This is a genomic window from Marinitoga sp. 1197 (assembly GCF_001021165.1).
Taxonomy (GTDB): Bacteria; Thermotogota; Thermotogae; order Petrotogales; family Petrotogaceae; genus Marinitoga.
This window is the reverse complement of record NZ_AZAY01000023.1, coordinates 141,808-159,392: the sequence shown is the minus strand read 5'-3', so window position 1 is coordinate 159,392 and position 17,585 is coordinate 141,808. Positions and strand designations below refer to the sequence as shown.

Below are 17,585 nucleotides of genomic sequence, written 5' to 3'. Positions count from 1 at the left end.
ATATTTTACATTATATATCTTACATATTTTTTACAAAAGCTCTGCGGCTTTAGTTGCTAACTCTGATCTCTCACCTTTTAACAAATATATATGCGCTGCTAAATCTGAATTTTTAAATTTAGAAGAAACATAAATTAAACCATTGGATGAAAAACCCAAATAAGGATTATCTATTTGAAAAGGATCTCCAGTTAATATTATTTTTGTATTTTCCCCAACTCTTGTTATAATTGTTTTTATTTCATGCGGTGTGAGATTTTGCGCCTCATCTATTATCATATATTGTTCTGGAATGGATCTTCCTCTTATATAAGATAATACTTCTATTTCTAATATTTCTCTTTTTTCTAAATATTCATCAGGTTTTTTTCCTTTTCCCTGAAATAAAAAATCTAAATTATCATATATAGGTTGTAACCAGGGTCTCATTTTTTCTTGGACAGAACCTGGCAAATAGCCAATATCTTTTCCAACTGGAACTATTGGTTTTGATACTAATAATTTTTTATATTTTTTTTCATCTAAAACTTTGCTAAGCCCTATTGCTAATGCAAGCAATGTCTTACCTGTCCCCGCACTACCAACAAGAGTTACCAAGGGTATTTCATCATTAAATAATGCATCAAATGCAAATATTTGTTCTCTATTTCTTGGATTAATTCCAAATATTTCTGTAAAATATGATATATCCAATTTTATTAAAGCTTTCTCTTTTTCTGAATATCTGTAATAATTTCCATCATTTAAATCAAAATACGTATTTGGATATGGTTTTTCATTTAAATTTAATAAATTATAATTAATCTTTTCTTTTTCAATAATTTTTTTATCAACTTTAAGTTCAACAAATCCTGTAAAATAATTTTTGTATTCAATACGATCTGTCAAATAATCCTGTGCTTCAATCCCAAGAGCTTCAGCTTTTATTCTTAAATTTAAATCTTTAGTAACCAAATAAGTCGGTATATTACTTTCTTTTTTTAACTTCAGTGCATATAATAATATCCAATCATCCATTTTTTTTCCTAAATAATGAGGGATTTTTATTCCATTTTCTTCTAAAGTTGTTATTTTTAGCATTCCACCATTTTCTAATTTTATTCCTTTCTGCAAACTACCTTCTTTTCTTAAATTGTCTAAAATTCTATTAACTTCTCTCGCTGCAGCACCTGTTCGCTCACCACGTGTTTTAAGATTATCTATTTCCTCTATTACTGGAAATGGTATAATGACATTATTGTCTTCAAAATTAAACATTGCTTTTGGATCATGAATTAAAACATTAGTGTCTAATACATAATTTTTTACCATATTATCCCCTCCATTTTTTTATAAAATCCCCTAAACTTTTTAAACCAAAATTATTAATAAAAACTAAAAACAGTTTTGCTGTCATTAATGCATCTTCATATGCCCTATGAGATTTACCTATATAAATATGAAACCTTTTTGATAAAGATTCTAATGAGTATGGACCTTTTTCTAATAATGCTTTGGCTATTTCTAATGTATCTATATAATAATTTTCAACTGGTAATATTCCACTTTCTTTAGCAGCTACGTCTAAAAATAACATATCCATTTTCGCATTATGTGATACAAGTACTGTATTTGAAATATACTCTTTAAATTTAGGAAAAATTTCCATAATTGTTGGTGCGTTTTCTATATCTTTATTATTTAATTTATGAAATTGAGAACCTTCGACAGGTATTTTTATTTTAGGATTAACTAATGTATGAAACTCATATTTCCTTTTTATTTTACCATTATATATAGGAATAGCTGCTATTTCGATAATTCTGTCTCCTAAATCTGGTTTTAACCCAGTAGTTTCCAGATCAAATGAAACAAAAACTTGTGTTTCAAGATTATACATATTAATACCTCCTACATTTTAAGTATAGCATAATTTTTCAAAAGATTCAATTTTAGTTTCAAATAGTTATTAATTTGAATAACATTAGGTTAATTTTTTTCAGATAATCTATTTTTCTGGTATAATACTATAGTGAAAATTCCGCTCTTATTTAGGGGCCAAAATTGTCCGAGGAGGTGTAGTAATGAAGGAAAGGATTTATGAAGTGATGTTTATTGTTTCTCCAGAATTATCTGAAGAAAACAGAAACAACGAAATTGAAAAGGTTAAAAACTGGATTGAAGAAAAAGTAGGTGGAGAAATTCAACATTGGGAAAGATGGGGTATGAGAAAATTAGCTTATAGAACCCATCAAGGATATACAGAAGGAGATTATACTTGGGGAATATTTAAGGCTACTCCTGACAAAGTTAATGTATTGGATGGCTTGTTTAGAATTAACAGCCAGAACACTTTCAGATGGCAAGTTTTTAGAAGAGAAGATTTAGAAAAAGCTGAAAAAATCAAACAGAAAAAAGCCGAAGAAAATAAAGAAGTTGTTGTTGAAGAACCAGTAAACTCTGAAGAATGATAGGGATGAAATTATGAGTTATTCATTTAATAGGGTTATATTAGTTGGTCGATTAACTCGTGATCCGGAAGTACGTATGACTACTTCAGGTGATAAAGTTGCTAATTTTACTTTAGCTGTTGACCGTCCGAATTGGAATAACGATTTTAATGGTCAAAAGACTGATTTTATCAGAATTGTTGTATTTGGGAAAAAAGCTGAATTTGCTGAAAATTATTTAAAAAAAGGGGTTTTGATCCTTGTTGAAGGTGCTTTAAGGGTTAATAGCTGGAGAGACCAAAACAATAATTATAGAGAAAGAACAGAAGTTTCAGCAACAAATATACAATTTATGGAATCAAAAGCCAGTAGAGATGCTTATATAACAGATAATTTTGAGAACAATTCAAAAATAGAAGTGATTGAGCCGACTATTGATGAAGTTTCTGATGATATCGGAGAATTCTCAGATGAGAAATTTCCTGAATTTTTTCCTATCGATGATGATAGTATGGATGATGATACCCCACCAAATTTTTAGGAGGTGAATATAGTGGCATTTAATAGAAGACCAAGAAGAGTAAAAAAATGTAAATTGTGTTCAATGAAAGTTGAATATATAGATTATAAAAATACAGATTTATTAAAAGATTTTATAAACGAGAAAGGAAAGATTATTCCTAAAAGATTAAACGGTAATTGCTCTAAACACCAGAGAATGGTTAAAACCGCGATAAAAAGGGCAAGGCAAATGGCATTATTACCTTTCATAAATGATTAATAGGAGGCATAGCCTCCTTTTTTTCTATTAAAAAATTTAAAAAATTTATGATATACTTACAATTAGAGGAAATTGGAGGTTGATAAAATGAAAGTTATGTTATTAAAAGATGTTGCTAAAGTTGGTAAAAAAGGTGAGATTGTAAAAGTTTCTGATGGCTATGGTAGAAACTATTTAATTCCTCGAAAATTAGCCGTTGAAGCTAAAGAAGGAGAAATAAAACACGTTAAAAAAATTCAGGAAATAAAAAATGAAGTAAAACAAAAAAGGAAAGAAAAAAACGAAAAATTATTAAAGCAGTTACAGGAAAGAGTTTATAAAATCAAGATAAAATCCGGTTCTAATGGTAAATTGTTTGGTTCTATTACTGCGAATGATATAGCAAAATTAATAAAAGAATCTACAAATATAGATTTTGATAAAAGATGGTTCACTGAAAAAGTTAATATTAAAGAAATTGGTTTATATACTTTGAAAATTAAATTACCTGAAGGAGTTAAAGGAGATATAAAATTAAAGGTTGAACCTTTAGAATAATGATTTAAATAATGGATGGTGAATATTTTGGAATTTATAATTCGTTCAAAAGCTTTATACAGCACATGGATTTACTATAAACCAGATAGATTGTTATTCGATGTCGGAGAAGGTATAAGCGCATCATTGGGAAACAAGATTTATAGCATAGAAAAAATTTTTATTTCACATTCTCATGTTGATCATATAGCCGGTTTATGGGGATTCATAAATACCCGTAATAATGCAATGGGAAGCCGTGAAAAAAATCTTGAAATATATTATCCAAAAGGCTCAAAAAATATTGAAGAATATTTAAATTTCATAAAAAGTATGAATAAATATCTACGATTTAAACTAATCACAAAACCTTTAGAACATGGAGATGTTGTAGAACTAAAAAATAATAGATTTTTAAAAGCTTTTAAAACACGCCATACACCCGGAGAAAAATCATTAGGTTTTCAAATATTAGAAAAAAGAAAAAAATTAAAATCCATTTATTCCAATTTAAGCGGGGAAAATATAAAGGAATTAATAGATAAATTCGGAAAAGATCATATACTGGGAAATTACATAAAAAAAATTTTAACAATTAGTGGGGATTCTTTGCCTATTTCACCAGATATTATTGGTGATTCAGATACTTTAGTTCATGAATGTACTTTTATAAAAGAGTCAGATAGAAAAATTAGAAATCATACATCTTTAAATGAAATAAAAGAATTACTGAATTTCATACACCCAAAAAGAGTTATATTATACCACGTTTCTAGCAGATATAATAGATTAATAAATAAAGTTAAAACAGAATTATCTGAAGAGTTTAAAGATATTAAAGTTTTTATAGTTCATCCAGAAGAAATTTCTATTATATAATTTCACACAAAAAAGGGGGAGGGATTATGGTTGAATGGCAATTCTGGATAATATTAGGAATAATATTCATTGTGCTTGAAATTATCACACCAACTTTTTTCTTCTTTTGGTTTGGTTTAAGTTCATTTATTACCGCCATTTTCGGACTATTCATTTCAAACAAAATAATTAACTCAGTTATATTCATAATATTTTCTACTATATTATGGTTATTTTCAAGAAAAATTGTAAAAAAGTGGATCAATCCTTTGCAAAATAAAAATTTTCATTTAGATGAATTAATAGGAAAAACTGGACTGGCTCTTTCTGATTTTGACAAAAATAATTCTGGAATAGTTAAAGTCTTTAGTGAACAATGGAGCGCATACTCTGAAGAAGGTGAAGTAAAAAAAGGAGATAAAGTGATAGTATTAAAGAGAGAATCAAATATGTTAATTGTAAAGAAAATACTGTAAAGAGGGGGGAAACTATGTATTTAGTGGGAATTATTACTATTTTTGTGATTTTCTTAGCAGCTACAAGTTTAAAAATTATTAGGCCATATGAAAAAGGGTTAATTGAAAGATTAGGTAAATTTCATAGAGAAGCTCAGTCAGGACTACAATTTATTATTCCATTTTTAGATAGAATGATCAAAGTAGATATGAGAGAAAGAGTAATAGATGTTCCACCGCAGGAAGTTATTACCAAAGATAATGTTATTGTTACTGTTGATGCAGTGATCTATTATGAAGTAACAGAAGCTTTTAGAGTTATATATAATGTAAGTAATTTCGAAATTGCTGCTATAAAATTAGCCCAAACAAATTTAAGAAATGTAATCGGAGAATTAGAACTTGATCAAACATTAACTTCAAGAGAAATGATTAACACAAAATTAAGAGAAGTATTAGATGAAGCAACAGATAAATGGGGAGTAAAGGTTACAAGAGTAGAGATAAAAAAAATAGATCCTCCTAATGATATAATGGAGGCTATGAGCAAGCAGATGAAAGCTGAAAGAATGAAAAGGGCATCTATTTTAGAAGCCGAAGGATATAAACAGGCCGCCATTTTAAGAGCTGAAGGGGATAAAAGATCTGCTATTTTAAAAGCTGAGGGACAAGCAGAATCTGTTAAAAGGGTAGCAGAAGCTCAGAAGTATAAATACGAGGTTGAAGCAGAAGGTCAAGCTCATGCAATTATCAATGTGTTTAATGCAATTCATGAAGGAAAACCTACTCAGGATTTATTAAGAGTTAAATATTTAGAAGCCTTAAAAGAAATGGCAAATGGAAAGGCATCAAAAATGTTTATTCCATATGATATTATAGGCGTTTTAGGATCTGTAGCAACTTTAGTTGAAGCAAAATCTATTAAAGAAGATATGATTGATAAGAATGAAAGGAAGGAGAAATAATTTAATGTTTTATCTTTGGTATTTGATATTTGAATGTTTTATAGCTTCTTTTTTAGCATTTTTTATAGCTCAATATTATATTATTACAAATAAAAAATTCCCTTATATATTTGAACTAATGAATATTTATAATTTCATAGCATTGATACTATTTGTGAAAATATTAAGCATAGAATATATAAAATTTGCCAATTTTTTGCTATTTATAATTTTGATTTTATTTTATGTAAGATCCTATTTGACTGCAAAGGATAAATTTGATAGCAGATTTAGATCAATGATTCTTTCATTTGGCTATACAAGAGAAACATATTTTTATAAATTTTTAATGAAAAGGATTTTATTACGTGGTTTAGAAGGTTTTTCCTTTTCTATAGCGCTGGTTTTATTGGTGAATAAAATTCCATTTTGGCTTAATTTCAAAAATAACTTCGATGAGTTTTTATATGTTTTAATATTTTTAATAGGAGCAGGGATAGTAAAAGCTACTAATTTTGGAAAAATTTCAAGAACATAAAAACGGCCAAATCTGGCCGTTTTTTATTATTCCCTTTCCACTTTATACCATTTTTTTTCTTTTTTAAATAGGTTTAAAAATGAATTTAATAAAACTATGTATTCGAAAATAAGCATAAATGGTGTTGTGATAAAAATATTGATGATAAGTCTAATAATATTATTATTTTTTTTAAATGATAAAAATGCACTTCCTAAACTTATTCCCCATATAATTACAATAAAATTTTTTAATAAATAAAAACCTAATTTTATATTTTTTAAAAATACCAAAATTGATATTAGAGGAAAAAATAATAACATTCCTACCAATATATTTATAAATATAATATTAAAATCTTTATATTTTAATGCTTTTATTAGTTCTTCAATACCGCCAATATACCATCTTTTATGTTGATAAAATAAATCTTTAAAATTAGTTACATATTGTATTTTTGTTTTTGGAGATATAACAAAAATTTGATTAATTTTCATTTGATTTAACTTTATTGCCAGATGAACATCATCCACTAACGTTTCTTCGTCAAGTGGGAGAACTTTATCCAATATTACTTTCCTTATAAAAACACCATTTCCCATAAAAACAGCTTTTGAAAACAAATTTGAATATAAAATATTTCTGCTGAATTCAAAATATATTTCCTGATAATCATATATTATTTTTTCTTTATGATTATATGCTTCAAAATCCACATATATCATATTTATTTTATTATTATAAAAATATTTTACATGTTCTTCTAAAAAATCTTCATCTACAATTGTATCCGCATCTAAAAATAATACGATATCTCCAGATATATATTTATATGCCTCATTAATAGACTGCGGTTTTCCCTTTTTCCCTATTTTTTTAAAAATTTTCAAATTACTATATTTTTTCTCTAATTCTTGAAGTATTTTATACGTACTATCTTTAGAATTATCATCTAATACTATAATTTCAAAATTTTTATACGTATTTTTTTCAAGACTTTCAATATTTTTTTTTATAACTTTTTCTTCGTTAAAAGTAGGTATAATGATAGATATTTTTAAATTATTACCAACTGTGTTTAAAATATTTTTTTTACTAATAAAAGTTCTATATAGATTTAAATATTTACCCATTAATTGAAATATCATTGAAAAAACTATAGAAAAAAATAAAATATCCATTTTTTCTCTCCTCAATAAAAAATGGTGGGTGCTGCAGGGATTGAACCTGCGACCTCTTCCGCGTCAAGGAAGCGCTCTCCCACTGAGCTAAGCACCCACTACCTGAGATATTTTATCATAAAAATTATTTTTTGTCAATATTATAGAAGATTCTTATATACTTCTATTATTTTTTTTACAGAAACTTCTATTGAATAATTCTCATTTACAAAATTTATCGCATTTTTAGACAATATATTGTATAATTCCTTATTTCTAATTACATTTAAAATTTCATGGACAAATTCATCTTCATTTAATTCGGTTAGCATAATGCCACCAGCATTTTCATGATTTAAAAGATCATATACTCCCATTTTCCCTAAAGCAACAACTGGAGTTCCAGCTGCCATTGATTCTAATACCACAAGTCCCTGTGTTTCTGTATATGAAGCAAAAATAAATAATTCTGCCTGCTTATATGCATCTAATACTTTTTCTCTTGGTTGCCCTCCAGCAAATATTACATTTTCATGTAAATCTAAATCTATAACTAATTCTTCTAATTTATTTCTCTCTATACCGTCTCCAATAATAACAAATCTTATATTTCTTTCTTCATGAAACACCTTGTGAAATACTCTTATTAAAAAATCTATATTCTTTTCTGGCCCTAATCTTCCAACAAATAATAATATTTTTTCTTCTGGCAAAATACCAAATTCTTCCCTGATATTCCACTTTACTTCTTCATTAAATTTTTTTGTGTCTATCCCAGTTGGAATTACAATAATATGATCATCTGGTACTCCGTAGCTAACAAGAAGATCTTTTATATTTTTTGTCGGAGATATGACTTTATCCAATTTTAAACACCAATTTTTTATCATTCTTTGAGTTTGTTTTAACGTTGGTCTAATAATTAAAGGTAAATAATTTCTATAATATTCATACATCGTATGATGTGTACCTACATGTTTTATCTTCAATAATTTTGACAAAAATTCCGCAAAAATCCCCATAGAAAAGGGGTCCTGAGAATGTATTATATCTAAATTTAAATCCTTAATTTTAAAAATATCTGTAGATATAGGCAATGCAATTCTTTGCTCTTTTTCAAATAAAAATTTTATAGCAGGAAATTCAAATACATTCTTTTCATTCCTTTTATGACTTCTTGAATACCTTGGTACAAATAAATATACATTATGTCCCAATTTTTCCATTTCTTCTTTATATAATTTAACCGCTGTTGAAACTCCATTTTTTTGTGGAAAATACACATCTGAAAATATTCCTATATTCATTTATTCCACTCCTTATATTCAATTTTATCAGACATCTTTTAAAAACGCTTTAACAAAAACTCGCATCATAATTCCTAATATTATTTGCATATAATATGTTGCAAATCTCCACCCTATTATAGCTAAAAATACTCCGTTTTGAATTTTTAATATGGAAGAGAAAATTAACTGATATGATGCTTCGATTGTTCCACTGGCACCAGGTGTAGGTATATAGTATACCACCATGTTCAATAACATCATACTACCAAATACAATAAAAAAATTATCAATATTATTACTCAAATTCGCATATTTTACAAATAAATAAAAAAGAGAATAAGCCTGTAAAGATAAAACAAACAAGTTTAAAAAAATATCTAAAAACATTATGTGTGTTTTTTCATTCCAGAGAAAGGCTATACTTTTTTTCAAATTATTTGACCATTTTATATATTTATTTTTCAGTTTATTAATTTTTTTAAATTTTAAAAAGTTTAAGATTTGCATTATAATATCAGAGTTTATAAAAACCACCAAAATTATAATAGTTATTAATGAAGAAATAAATAGCCCCAGATTAATTAATGCCGATTCAACACCTGTACCATTAAGAGAACTTATAACTTTTTTATAAGATATAAAAGCTATTATCAAATTCAAAAACATTGCTGTAATGAATCGGGAAACAACTATATTAGTAGAATGTTCTATATCCAACCCATGTTTATTTAAATGATAAATTTGATATGGCTGTCCTCCAGCTGCAAAAGGTGTTATTGAAGAAAAAAATAATCCCATTACATTGTTATAAAATAAGGAAAAAAAATTTATTTTTCCTCCAAATTGCTTTATAATTATTGAATATCTAATAGAATCAACTATGTATCCCATAAAATATATAAAAAAAACTATAATAATATCATTTAAATTTATTCTTTGTATTTCTTTCAAAATATTTGTTTTATAAAAATTTTCAATAAATACTATAACAAATATCCCTATAATAATAGAGGAAATAACTCCTATTGCATTCTTATACTCTTTTTTCATAAATATCACCATATATTTTTTTCAATTTAATTCCAATATTTTTTAAATCTCTTTCAATCGCAACTTTTCTTCCATTATCTATCATTGCTTTCACATCTATCTTTTTATTTATTATCAGATCTATATTTTTTATAAAATCATCAAAAGTCCTTGATTTTAAACAATTTTTTTTATGAATCAACCAATTTTTATATACTGGAATATCTCTTATTATTAAAGGTGTTTGTGAAGCTAATGCTTCTAATACAACAATACCTTCATTTTCTTCATAACTTGGAAATAAAAAAAGCTTAGCTTCACAAAAAGCTGCTAATAATAATTCCTCCTCCACATATCCTGGAAATTTTAAATTTTTTAATTCTTGTTTTAATATCTTTCTTATTTTTTTAGGAATTATATTCATTTTAGCTCCCAACCATACAAAATCATATTGTGGAAGTGTCTTAGCTAATCTATGAAAATCTAAAATTCCTTTTCTTTCAAAAGGTAATCCCACCGATATTATTAATGGTTTCTTTATATTAAAATATTTTCTAAACTTTTCACCATTATAATTTTTACAATTAAATTTCTTTATATCAACACCGTTTGAAACAACCATAACTTTGTTTTTTATTCCATAAGATAAAATTAATTCTTTTGTATATTCTGACGGTGAAATTAATAAATCTGCTTTTGAATACATCTTAATAAGTCTTTTTTTTATAAAAGGTGCAAAAAGATTGCTAAACATAAAGCTATTCTTAAAATCTTCATAAGTTGTGTGTGTGTGAACTATTACCACTTTTTTATTTTTTTTTGACTCATCTAATATTCTCTCACTTAAAGGACCTATAGTGTTAATATGAGCTATATCATAGTAATCTTTAGGATTTAAAGTAAATTCAACCCCAGCTAATTTTAATGCTTCAATCTGATGTTCTAATGCTTTACCAACACCTGATTTTTTAAATAAGCTTTTACTTTCAGAATATAATAATATTTTCAAATTATTCCCTCCTATAAAAACTTTAAAGTACCATCTGCTCTTAATGTTGCAATATTAGATTTAAATAAATATTCTATTAATTCATTGTCTTTTTTATCAGAAATTCTAAACAATTCCCTAATCTCTTCTATTTTCAACTGAGATTTATTCAATGTATTTTTACCATATTTTTTTATCATAAAGTTTAACTTTTCTTCAAAAGATAATGGAGAAAGGAAATATCTTTCAAAATCTAAACGTTTTATCAAATTTTTCAATATTTTCAATCCAAACCCAGGGTTCGAGAGAACCAACTCATCCAGATTATTTTTTTCAATAATTATTAATTGTAAAGGAGTAGAAGTAAATACCGTTGCGGTTCTTTGAATATCTTTAAAACATGCTATTTCTCCTACTACTTCTTCATTTGATAAAATCGCCAACAATTTTTCGTTATTATAATTAAACTTAGAAATCCTTACATTTCCTGTTAATATCATAAAAGCCCAATCTCCTTCTTCTCCTTCGTAAAACAATACAGTATTTGATGGAATTAAATAACCACTTTTTAAATATGTAATAAGAGGTTTTGTTAATGGAGAATTTGTTATGATACTTTCAAAAACCATAAAAGAAAATAATTCTCTAATAAACGGATATTTTTCTTTTAATGTTTTTTCTAAATAATATTTTTTATCTGGAGATATTAAAATCATACATAAATATTTCCATATTTCTATTTCAGCTTGAAAATATATGTCAAACCTTCTATATTGTACTCTTTTGAATTCATTTAAAGATTCTTTTATCTTGCCACTATTAAATAACTTTCTTGCTTTAATATATATTTGAAATTGTTCGTCATTAATATGATGAAATATCTTTCTTCTTGTTATTTTTAAATATTTTTTTGATAATTCTGATTTTGTAAGATTTTTATCTACTATATTCTCTTTATTACTCTTAAATGCTCCATAAATTTTATTGTTTAAAGCTATAATCTTCAAAATATATTTTTTTATTAAATGAATAATTAAATTTGAGTTAGAAAGTAAAAATTTTTCTGATAATTCCTTTTCAATTAAAACAACTCTACTATTTTCAATAATTCTTATTGTTTCAAAAGATTTGGTGCCAGGAATTATAATTTCAGCACCAAATATTCCATTATTTTCTATTGAAGAATAGTTACAAAAAGTGGAAAATGTTTCTAATTTTCCTTCTTTTAATAATATTAATTCATTAACTATTTCTCCCTCATTAACAAGTATTATTTCAGGAGCATATAAAATTTCTTTCATATAATCACTTCCAATTTTATTTATCTAAAATGCAATATCCCATCTGGCCTTAATGTAGCTATTTTATAAGAAATAATTTTAGAAAAAAACTCATTTATATTTTTTAAAAATTCATTGTTTTTTAATTGAAATAAAAATTCTTCTGAAAATATACCTTTATTTATGTATATTTTCCGATAATCACAAAAATATGATTGACATAATAAATCACCTTTTTTTAATACTATTAATCCTATAGGATATTCATTTTCTTCTTGAATCACTTTTTCCTCTATGAATTTTATTTTTTCCATATGCCCACCCCATATTAAATTATACCTCAATAAATTAAGAAAATCAATTCAATTAAAAAAAGCGGGAATTCCCGCTTAGCCTTTAATTATTTTAATATAAAAGCTTCTGTGCCTTGGCCCATCAAATTCATAAAAATATATTCCCTGCCATGTTCCTAATAATATATTATTATTTTCAATTATTACACTTAATGATGGTCCTACTAATGTTGATTTTATATGAGAATCAGAGTTGCCTTCCATATGTGTAAAATAATCTTCAGAAGGTATCAACTTATTCAAAAACAAATCCATATCTTTCTTCACCGAAGGGTCTGCATTTTCATTAATAGTTATCCCCGCCGTTGTATGAGGTACAAAAATCACAGCTATTCCTTCATTTATTTTACTTTTCTTCACAAAATCACGAATAATGTGTGTAATATCTATTAATTCAGCTCTTCTTGAGGTATTGATAGAAAATTTTTCCAGCATTTCTCCACCCCTCATTTGAAAAATATATTAGTTACTATTGTATAACCATTTTCATCTTTGCTTATATGAACTTTAACATTTTTACCATCTATTTTGGTTTTTTTCTTAACATAATCTCTAATCATTTTTGAAACTTCATTTGCGTTAATATTAAAATTATATCTTTCAGCAATAGCAACACTTCCCATATTCCTTGATGAAAGGGTTGATATTTTTTCTCTTCTGTTACCAACTAAATTTTGCATTCTCTTCAGTGCAACATCTCTGCTGGCTTTCTTTTTACCAAAATTAAACCAACCCATTCAAATCACCTGCCACCAAACATCTTTTGAAAAAATCTCATGAATCCTTTTTTAGAATCATCTTTTAAAAGCGCGAAATCATTTTCTATTGGATTTTCCTTTCCAGCAATTCTTTGAGCAATGTTCATAAATATATTTGAAATTTTTGAATTATCTTCAAGTGTAATTGGAATCCCTTTATTTGTAGCAATAATTATTTCTTCACTATCAGGAACAACTCCTAATAATTCAACTGCTAATCCTGTTCTTATATCTTCAGGAGAAAGCATCTCATTTTTATTTATCATATGTAATTTTATTCTATTAACTATTAATGATATATTGTCTTCTTGAAATTTTTCATTTTCTAATAAACCGATAACTCTATCTGCATCACTTATTGCAGTTAATTCAGGAGTAGTAACTACTATCGCATGTTGAGCTGCTACTACTGCATTTTTAAATCCTCTTTCTATACCAGCTGGAGAATCCACAATAACATAATCAAAGTGTTTTGAAAGCTCACTGATAATAAATTTCATATCCTCCGGAGATATCATATCCTTATTTGCTATTTGAGATGACGCCAATAAATTTAATTTCTTTATTTGCTTATGTTTTACAACCGCTTCCAGTGGAGATTTTCCACCTTTTATTACATCTAATATAGTATAAACTATTCTATTTTCAAGTCCTAAAACTAAATCCAGGTTTTTAAGTCCTATATCAGCATCAATTAAACAAACATCATACCCCATTAAAGCTAATGATGCTCCAATATTTGCAGAAATAGTAGTTTTCCCTACTCCCCCCTTTCCAGAGGTGATTACAATAACTTTACTTTTTTTCATAAATGCCCCCTCCAAAACTGTATTTAAATTTCATTACATATTATACAACATTTTTTTTAAATATCAAAATTAAAAAACCAATTAAAGAATTGTTTTTTTTGGTTTTTAGTTTATTTTGTTTTTCAAATTATTTTTTAGGTAAGAAAAAAAAAGGTCGGTCTCAATGACCGACCTCTATGTTATTCTTCAATTGAAATAGCCTGTGTTGGACAGGAATCTGCTGCATCTTGTGCGCAAGGTAAATCTGTTTCTGCTGTTAAAACTTCAGCTTTTCCTTCATCGTTAATTTTAAATACATCTGGACATAAATTTTCACATACTCCACATCCAATACATGCATCTTGATCCACAAATACTTTCACCCTTAACACCTCCATTTATTAAAATAACCATTCCTATTATAACTCAAAATTCAGCATTATATATTAAAAGAATTTAACAAATTACATATTTTTTACTATTTCAACTATTTTATCTACTAATTCTAATCCAACCCTTCGCTGTGCTTCCTTAGTTGTTGCGCCAATATGTGGTGTTGCCACAACCATTGGGTGATTTAGTAATTTCATCTGAACTTCTGAAACTGGTGGTTCTGTTTCAAAAACATCTAAACCCGCTCCCAACACTTTACCATTTTCCAGATATTTTAATAATGCCTCTTCGTCTACTACACCGCCTCTTGCAGCATTTATAATAATAACATTATTTTTCATCACTTCAAATTCTTTGTCTGAAATCAAATGTCTTGTTTTTTCATTTAAAGGAACATGTAAAGTTATAACATCAGCATTTTTCAATAATTCTTCCATTGATACTTGCTTTACATTATGCTCTTTTTGAATTTCTTCTGGTATCTCAAAAACATCAAAAACAAGAACTTTCATATCAAAACCTGTGACTAATTTTCTTACTAATTTTCCAATATGTCCAAAACCTACAATACCAAGAGTTTTTCCTGTTAATTCAACCCCTTTTAATGTTTTCTTTTCCCATCTTTTTTCTCTTAAAGAAACTGTTCCAGTAACTATATGTCGATAAATAGATAACATATATCCAACAACCAATTCGGCAACCGATAAAGAATTTGCTCCTGGTGTATTTATAACCTTTATATTTTTTTCTTTTGCAGCTTCAAGATCTACATTATCCAAACCCATACCAGCCCTTGCTATTAATTTCAAATTTTTCCCATTTTCTATAATATCTTTTGTAACCTTCGTTGCGCTCCTAACTACTAAAACATCAAAATCCTTAACCTTTTCTTTTAATTCTTCAGCATCAAAATGTTCTATTGTTATTTTTACTTCAGGTAATAGGTCTTTTAACTTCGTTGTTGCCTCTTCTGCTAAAGGATCGTTAATATGTATCCACATATTATACACCTTCTTTCATAAAGACTTCTTGAGCCGCTCTTACACCTGAACCCAATTCAACATCAAATCCAAATTTTTTCAATGCCATTTCCAATGCACTAATCCCAACAATCACATCATACTTTGACATATATCCTAAGTGAGCTATTCTTATTATTTTTCCTTTCAAATGAGCCTGACCACCAGCAAATGTTACTCCTTCTTCATCTCTTAAATATTTTAATATTTTCCCACCATCAATATTTTCAGGAACTTTTATTGAGGTTAATACATTGCCTGGATTTTTTGCAAATAATTCTAATCCCATTGCCTGCACAGCTGCTCTTGTAGCATCTGCCATTATTCTATGTCTTTCCCAAACATTTTCAATACCTTCTTCTTCAATCATTTGAACAGATTTTGCCAGTTGATATACTAAATTAACAGGTGGTGTATACGGTGAATCAGGATATTTTTTCTTATATGCTTTTAAATCAAAATAATAGTGATGATTTTTATTTTCATCAATAATCTTCCATGCTTTTTCACTTACGCTAATTAAAGCTATTCCAGGAGGCATCATAAAACCTTTTTGAACACCTGTTACTACAATATCTAACCCCCAAGAATCCATTTCTAATGGCTGAGCTAACATTCCACTAATAGCATCAACTGCAATAATAGTGTCTTTATTTTTTACTATTTCAGCTATTTCCTTTACCGGATGAACTGTACCTGTCGATGTTTCACTTAATGTTGTAAATACAACTTTTGTATCAGGATTTTCATCCAATAATTCTTTTATTGTTTCAGGTCTAACATAATCTCCCCACTCTAAATCTACAACTATTGGTTCAATACCATAAGCATTACAAATTTCCAACCATCTTTCTCCAAATTTACCTGCTACAACAACAATAGCTTTATCTCCTGGATTTAAAGTATTGGCAACTGCTGTTTCCATTGCCCCCGTACCTGAAGAAGATAATATAAATACGGGATTTTCTGTTCTAAAAATATATTTAGCCCCTTCTAAAGCAATTTTTTGAATTTCTAAATATTGTGGAGTTCTATGATGTATTGTATCTTTAGCTCCTTCTAAAAGCAGATCAATAGGAACAGGTGTTGGACCTGGGGCTAATAAATAATTTTTTCTTATCATCTTTGCCATGTTTAAACCTCCCTTGAAATTTTGGTATCCTATATTTGATATTCTCTCAATGATTATACCATACTTATTTATTTTTTTAAAAACCTCTCAAAAGTTAAAAAAATTCAAAATTCTTCAAAAAATGAAAAATTTTTCATTATATTTATGTTTTTCTTAATTTTATTATTATAGTATAATATTTAATATAAAATCAAATCATATTATGGAGGTGGGAAAATGGAAATTTTATCCAAAATAGAAAAATTAAATTTTACTTCAGAAAATAGTGCTATATTATGTGTTGATTGTCAGAATGGATTTACATTAAGGTGTCCAAAAGAACTTCCAGTTGATGGAACAAATGAAATTTGGATTAAATCTATCAATGATTTTTTAGAAAGCGCTAAAAAATCTGGATATTTAATTATTACAAGCAAAGATGATCATCCAGAAAATCATAGTTCTTTTCAAACATGGCCACCACACTGTGTAAAAGGAACATACGGAAATAAACTTTTTATAAAAACATATGATTTTATTGTAAAAAAAGGAATTACCAAAAATACTGATAGCTATTCTGCTTTTTTTGAAGATTTTAAATCAAAAAACGACAATGGATTAGAAGAATATTTAAATAAAAATAAAATTAAAAAATTAATAATTTTTGGTTTAGCCGGAGATGTTTGTGTACTAGAAACTATAAAAACAGCTATAAATAAAGAATTTGATATTTTAGTCATAAATGATTTTATAAAATCAGTTAACAAGAAATCAATGAAAGACATATTGAAATCAGAAAAATTAAATGATAAAGTAAAAATTATTTGATTTTTAGTTGTTTAAAATAAAATATTATAAAGTGATTATTAAAATAATAAAAATACCACTTGACTTTTTTGAAGTTAAGTGGTATTATT

General features: G+C 26.8%; 23 protein-coding genes and 1 tRNA gene. 9 read left to right on the top strand and 15 right to left on the bottom strand.

The genetic code is table 11. The annotated features are described in order from the left end of the window. Positions 1-30 precede the first annotated feature (30 nt). Both X275_RS07210 and X275_RS07205 read right to left on the bottom strand, forming a co-directional pair. A complete protein-coding gene (locus X275_RS07210; protein WP_047268182.1) occupies positions 31-1,311 on the bottom strand; it encodes a PhoH family protein in 1,281 nt (426 codons plus the stop codon). A 1-nt stretch (position 1,312) separates the two neighbouring features. Continuing rightward, positions 1,313-1,879 carry a 3'-5' exonuclease gene (locus X275_RS07205; protein ID WP_047268181.1) on the bottom strand — a complete coding sequence of 189 codons (567 nt, stop codon included), beginning with the start codon at positions 1,877-1,879 and terminating at the stop codon, positions 1,313-1,315. Between the two features lie 184 nt (positions 1,880-2,063). Here X275_RS07205 and rpsF point away from each other — a divergent pair, with 184 nt between their 5' ends. From rpsF to X275_RS07165, 8 genes are all read left to right on the top strand, one after another. Further along, positions 2,064-2,450, top strand: coding sequence for a 30S ribosomal protein S6 (rpsF, locus tag X275_RS07200; RefSeq protein ID WP_047268180.1), 387 nt, complete (start codon positions 2,064-2,066; stop codon positions 2,448-2,450). Positions 2,451-2,463: 13 nt separating this feature from the next. Then, positions 2,464-2,970: a single-stranded DNA-binding protein gene (locus X275_RS07195; RefSeq protein WP_047268179.1), complete on the top strand. Its 507-nt coding sequence runs from the start codon at positions 2,464-2,466 to the stop codon at positions 2,968-2,970. 12 nt (positions 2,971-2,982) lie between these two features. After that, positions 2,983-3,210: a 30S ribosomal protein S18 gene (gene rpsR / locus X275_RS07190; protein WP_047265092.1), complete on the top strand. Its 228-nt coding sequence runs from the start codon at positions 2,983-2,985 to the stop codon at positions 3,208-3,210. A gap of 87 nt (positions 3,211-3,297) precedes the next feature. Then, complete coding sequence (gene rplI / locus X275_RS07185; RefSeq protein ID WP_047268178.1) at positions 3,298-3,747, top strand: 50S ribosomal protein L9; 450 nt, start codon at positions 3,298-3,300, stop codon at positions 3,745-3,747. A 27-nt stretch (positions 3,748-3,774) separates the two neighbouring features. Next, positions 3,775-4,605: an MBL fold metallo-hydrolase gene (locus X275_RS07180; protein ID WP_084825136.1), complete on the top strand. Its 831-nt coding sequence runs from the start codon at positions 3,775-3,777 to the stop codon at positions 4,603-4,605. Between the two features lie 26 nt (positions 4,606-4,631). Further along, on the top strand, positions 4,632-5,060 hold the full coding sequence (locus X275_RS07175; protein WP_047268177.1) for an NfeD family protein: 429 nt from the start codon (positions 4,632-4,634) through the stop codon (positions 5,058-5,060). A 14-nt stretch (positions 5,061-5,074) separates the two neighbouring features. Next, positions 5,075-6,004, top strand: coding sequence for an SPFH domain-containing protein (locus tag X275_RS07170; RefSeq protein WP_047268176.1), 930 nt, complete (start codon positions 5,075-5,077; stop codon positions 6,002-6,004). 4 nt (positions 6,005-6,008) lie between these two features. Then, positions 6,009-6,521 (top strand): hypothetical protein, encoded by a 513-nt coding sequence (locus tag X275_RS07165; RefSeq protein ID WP_047268175.1) that lies wholly within the window; start codon positions 6,009-6,011, stop codon positions 6,519-6,521. Positions 6,522-6,547: 26 nt separating this feature from the next. Here X275_RS07165 and X275_RS07160 read toward each other — a convergent pair whose 3' ends face one another. The 13 genes from X275_RS07160 to X275_RS07100 all read right to left on the bottom strand — a co-directional run bounded on the left by X275_RS07160 (position 6,548) and on the right by X275_RS07100 (position 16,689). Then, positions 6,548-7,681 carry a glycosyltransferase gene (locus X275_RS07160; protein WP_047268174.1) on the bottom strand — a complete coding sequence of 378 codons (1,134 nt, stop codon included), beginning with the start codon at positions 7,679-7,681 and terminating at the stop codon, positions 6,548-6,550. A 22-nt stretch (positions 7,682-7,703) separates the two neighbouring features. After that, positions 7,704-7,778: transfer RNA gene (locus X275_RS07155), tRNA-Val, on the bottom strand. Between the two features lie 43 nt (positions 7,779-7,821). Further along, positions 7,822-8,967 (bottom strand): glycosyltransferase, encoded by a 1,146-nt coding sequence (locus tag X275_RS07150; protein WP_047268173.1) that lies wholly within the window; start codon positions 8,965-8,967, stop codon positions 7,822-7,824. 27 nt (positions 8,968-8,994) lie between these two features. Further along, positions 8,995-9,999, bottom strand: coding sequence for a lysylphosphatidylglycerol synthase transmembrane domain-containing protein (locus tag X275_RS07145; RefSeq protein WP_047268172.1), 1,005 nt, complete (start codon positions 9,997-9,999; stop codon positions 8,995-8,997). After that, positions 9,983-10,987 (bottom strand): glycosyltransferase family 4 protein, encoded by a 1,005-nt coding sequence (locus tag X275_RS07140; protein WP_047268171.1) that lies wholly within the window; start codon positions 10,985-10,987, stop codon positions 9,983-9,985. Before X275_RS07140 ends, X275_RS07145 begins: the two co-directional genes overlap by 17 nt. An 11-nt stretch (positions 10,988-10,998) precedes the next feature. Then, complete coding sequence (locus X275_RS07135) at positions 10,999-12,267, bottom strand: cyclic nucleotide-binding domain-containing protein (protein WP_047268170.1); 1,269 nt, start codon at positions 12,265-12,267, stop codon at positions 10,999-11,001. Positions 12,268-12,287: 20 nt separating this feature from the next. After that, positions 12,288-12,560, bottom strand: a complete 273-nt coding sequence (locus X275_RS07130) for a hypothetical protein (protein ID WP_047268169.1) — start codon at positions 12,558-12,560, stop codon at positions 12,288-12,290. Between the two features lie 75 nt (positions 12,561-12,635). Then, entirely contained in the window at positions 12,636-13,034 is a 399-nt protein-coding gene (locus X275_RS07125; protein ID WP_047268168.1) for a secondary thiamine-phosphate synthase enzyme YjbQ, read from the bottom strand. A gap of 11 nt (positions 13,035-13,045) precedes the next feature. Continuing rightward, positions 13,046-13,336 (bottom strand): hypothetical protein, encoded by a 291-nt coding sequence (locus X275_RS07120; protein ID WP_047268167.1) that lies wholly within the window; start codon positions 13,334-13,336, stop codon positions 13,046-13,048. Positions 13,337-13,341: 5 nt separating this feature from the next. Continuing rightward, on the bottom strand, positions 13,342-14,166 hold the full coding sequence (minD, locus tag X275_RS07115) for a septum site-determining protein MinD (protein ID WP_047268166.1): 825 nt from the start codon (positions 14,164-14,166) through the stop codon (positions 13,342-13,344). Positions 14,167-14,345: 179 nt separating this feature from the next. Then, complete coding sequence (locus tag X275_RS07110; protein WP_047265333.1) at positions 14,346-14,528, bottom strand: ferredoxin; 183 nt, start codon at positions 14,526-14,528, stop codon at positions 14,346-14,348. A gap of 81 nt (positions 14,529-14,609) precedes the next feature. Beyond that, complete coding sequence (locus X275_RS07105) at positions 14,610-15,539, bottom strand: D-2-hydroxyacid dehydrogenase (protein WP_047268165.1); 930 nt, start codon at positions 15,537-15,539, stop codon at positions 14,610-14,612. A gap of 1 nt (position 15,540) precedes the next feature. Then, positions 15,541-16,689 carry a pyridoxal-phosphate-dependent aminotransferase family protein gene (locus tag X275_RS07100; protein WP_047268164.1) on the bottom strand — a complete coding sequence of 383 codons (1,149 nt, stop codon included), beginning with the start codon at positions 16,687-16,689 and terminating at the stop codon, positions 15,541-15,543. Positions 16,690-16,905: 216 nt separating this feature from the next. Between X275_RS07100 and X275_RS07095 the strand changes: the two genes are divergently transcribed. Continuing rightward, entirely contained in the window at positions 16,906-17,496 is a 591-nt protein-coding gene (locus X275_RS07095; protein WP_047268163.1) for an isochorismatase family protein, read from the top strand. Positions 17,497-17,585: the final 89 nt, after the last annotated feature.

What these genes read in the sequence shown, in the direction of transcription:
- X275_RS07210 (WP_047268182.1), bottom strand. Translation starts at nt 1,311, where the DNA reads ATGGTAAAAAATTATGTATTAGACACTAATGTTTTAATTCATGATCCA.
- X275_RS07205 (WP_047268181.1), bottom strand. Translation starts at nt 1,879, where the DNA reads ATGTATAATCTTGAAACACAAGTTTTTGTTTCATTTGATCTGGAAACT.
- rpsF (WP_047268180.1), top strand. Translation starts at nt 2,064, where the DNA reads ATGAAGGAAAGGATTTATGAAGTGATGTTTATTGTTTCTCCAGAATTA.
- X275_RS07195 (WP_047268179.1), top strand. Translation starts at nt 2,464, where the DNA reads ATGAGTTATTCATTTAATAGGGTTATATTAGTTGGTCGATTAACTCGT.
- rplI (WP_047268178.1), top strand. Translation starts at nt 3,298, where the DNA reads ATGAAAGTTATGTTATTAAAAGATGTTGCTAAAGTTGGTAAAAAAGGT.
- X275_RS07175 (WP_047268177.1), top strand. Translation starts at nt 4,632, where the DNA reads ATGGTTGAATGGCAATTCTGGATAATATTAGGAATAATATTCATTGTG.
- X275_RS07170 (WP_047268176.1), top strand. Translation starts at nt 5,075, where the DNA reads ATGTATTTAGTGGGAATTATTACTATTTTTGTGATTTTCTTAGCAGCT.
- X275_RS07165 (WP_047268175.1), top strand. Translation starts at nt 6,009, where the DNA reads ATGTTTTATCTTTGGTATTTGATATTTGAATGTTTTATAGCTTCTTTT.
- X275_RS07160 (WP_047268174.1), bottom strand. Translation starts at nt 7,681, where the DNA reads ATGGATATTTTATTTTTTTCTATAGTTTTTTCAATGATATTTCAATTA.
- X275_RS07150 (WP_047268173.1), bottom strand. Translation starts at nt 8,967, where the DNA reads ATGAATATAGGAATATTTTCAGATGTGTATTTTCCACAAAAAAATGGA.
- X275_RS07145 (WP_047268172.1), bottom strand. Translation starts at nt 9,999, where the DNA reads ATGAAAAAAGAGTATAAGAATGCAATAGGAGTTATTTCCTCTATTATT.
- X275_RS07135 (WP_047268170.1), bottom strand. Translation starts at nt 12,267, where the DNA reads ATGAAAGAAATTTTATATGCTCCTGAAATAATACTTGTTAATGAGGGA.
- X275_RS07130 (WP_047268169.1), bottom strand. Translation starts at nt 12,560, where the DNA reads ATGGAAAAAATAAAATTCATAGAGGAAAAAGTGATTCAAGAAGAAAAT.
- X275_RS07125 (WP_047268168.1), bottom strand. Translation starts at nt 13,034, where the DNA reads ATGCTGGAAAAATTTTCTATCAATACCTCAAGAAGAGCTGAATTAATA.
- X275_RS07120 (WP_047268167.1), bottom strand. Translation starts at nt 13,336, where the DNA reads ATGGGTTGGTTTAATTTTGGTAAAAAGAAAGCCAGCAGAGATGTTGCA.
- minD (WP_047268166.1), bottom strand. Translation starts at nt 14,166, where the DNA reads ATGAAAAAAAGTAAAGTTATTGTAATCACCTCTGGAAAGGGGGGAGTA.
- X275_RS07105 (WP_047268165.1), bottom strand. Translation starts at nt 15,539, where the DNA reads ATGTGGATACATATTAACGATCCTTTAGCAGAAGAGGCAACAACGAAG.
- X275_RS07100 (WP_047268164.1), bottom strand. Translation starts at nt 16,689, where the DNA reads ATGGCAAAGATGATAAGAAAAAATTATTTATTAGCCCCAGGTCCAACA.
- X275_RS07095 (WP_047268163.1), top strand. Translation starts at nt 16,906, where the DNA reads ATGGAAATTTTATCCAAAATAGAAAAATTAAATTTTACTTCAGAAAAT.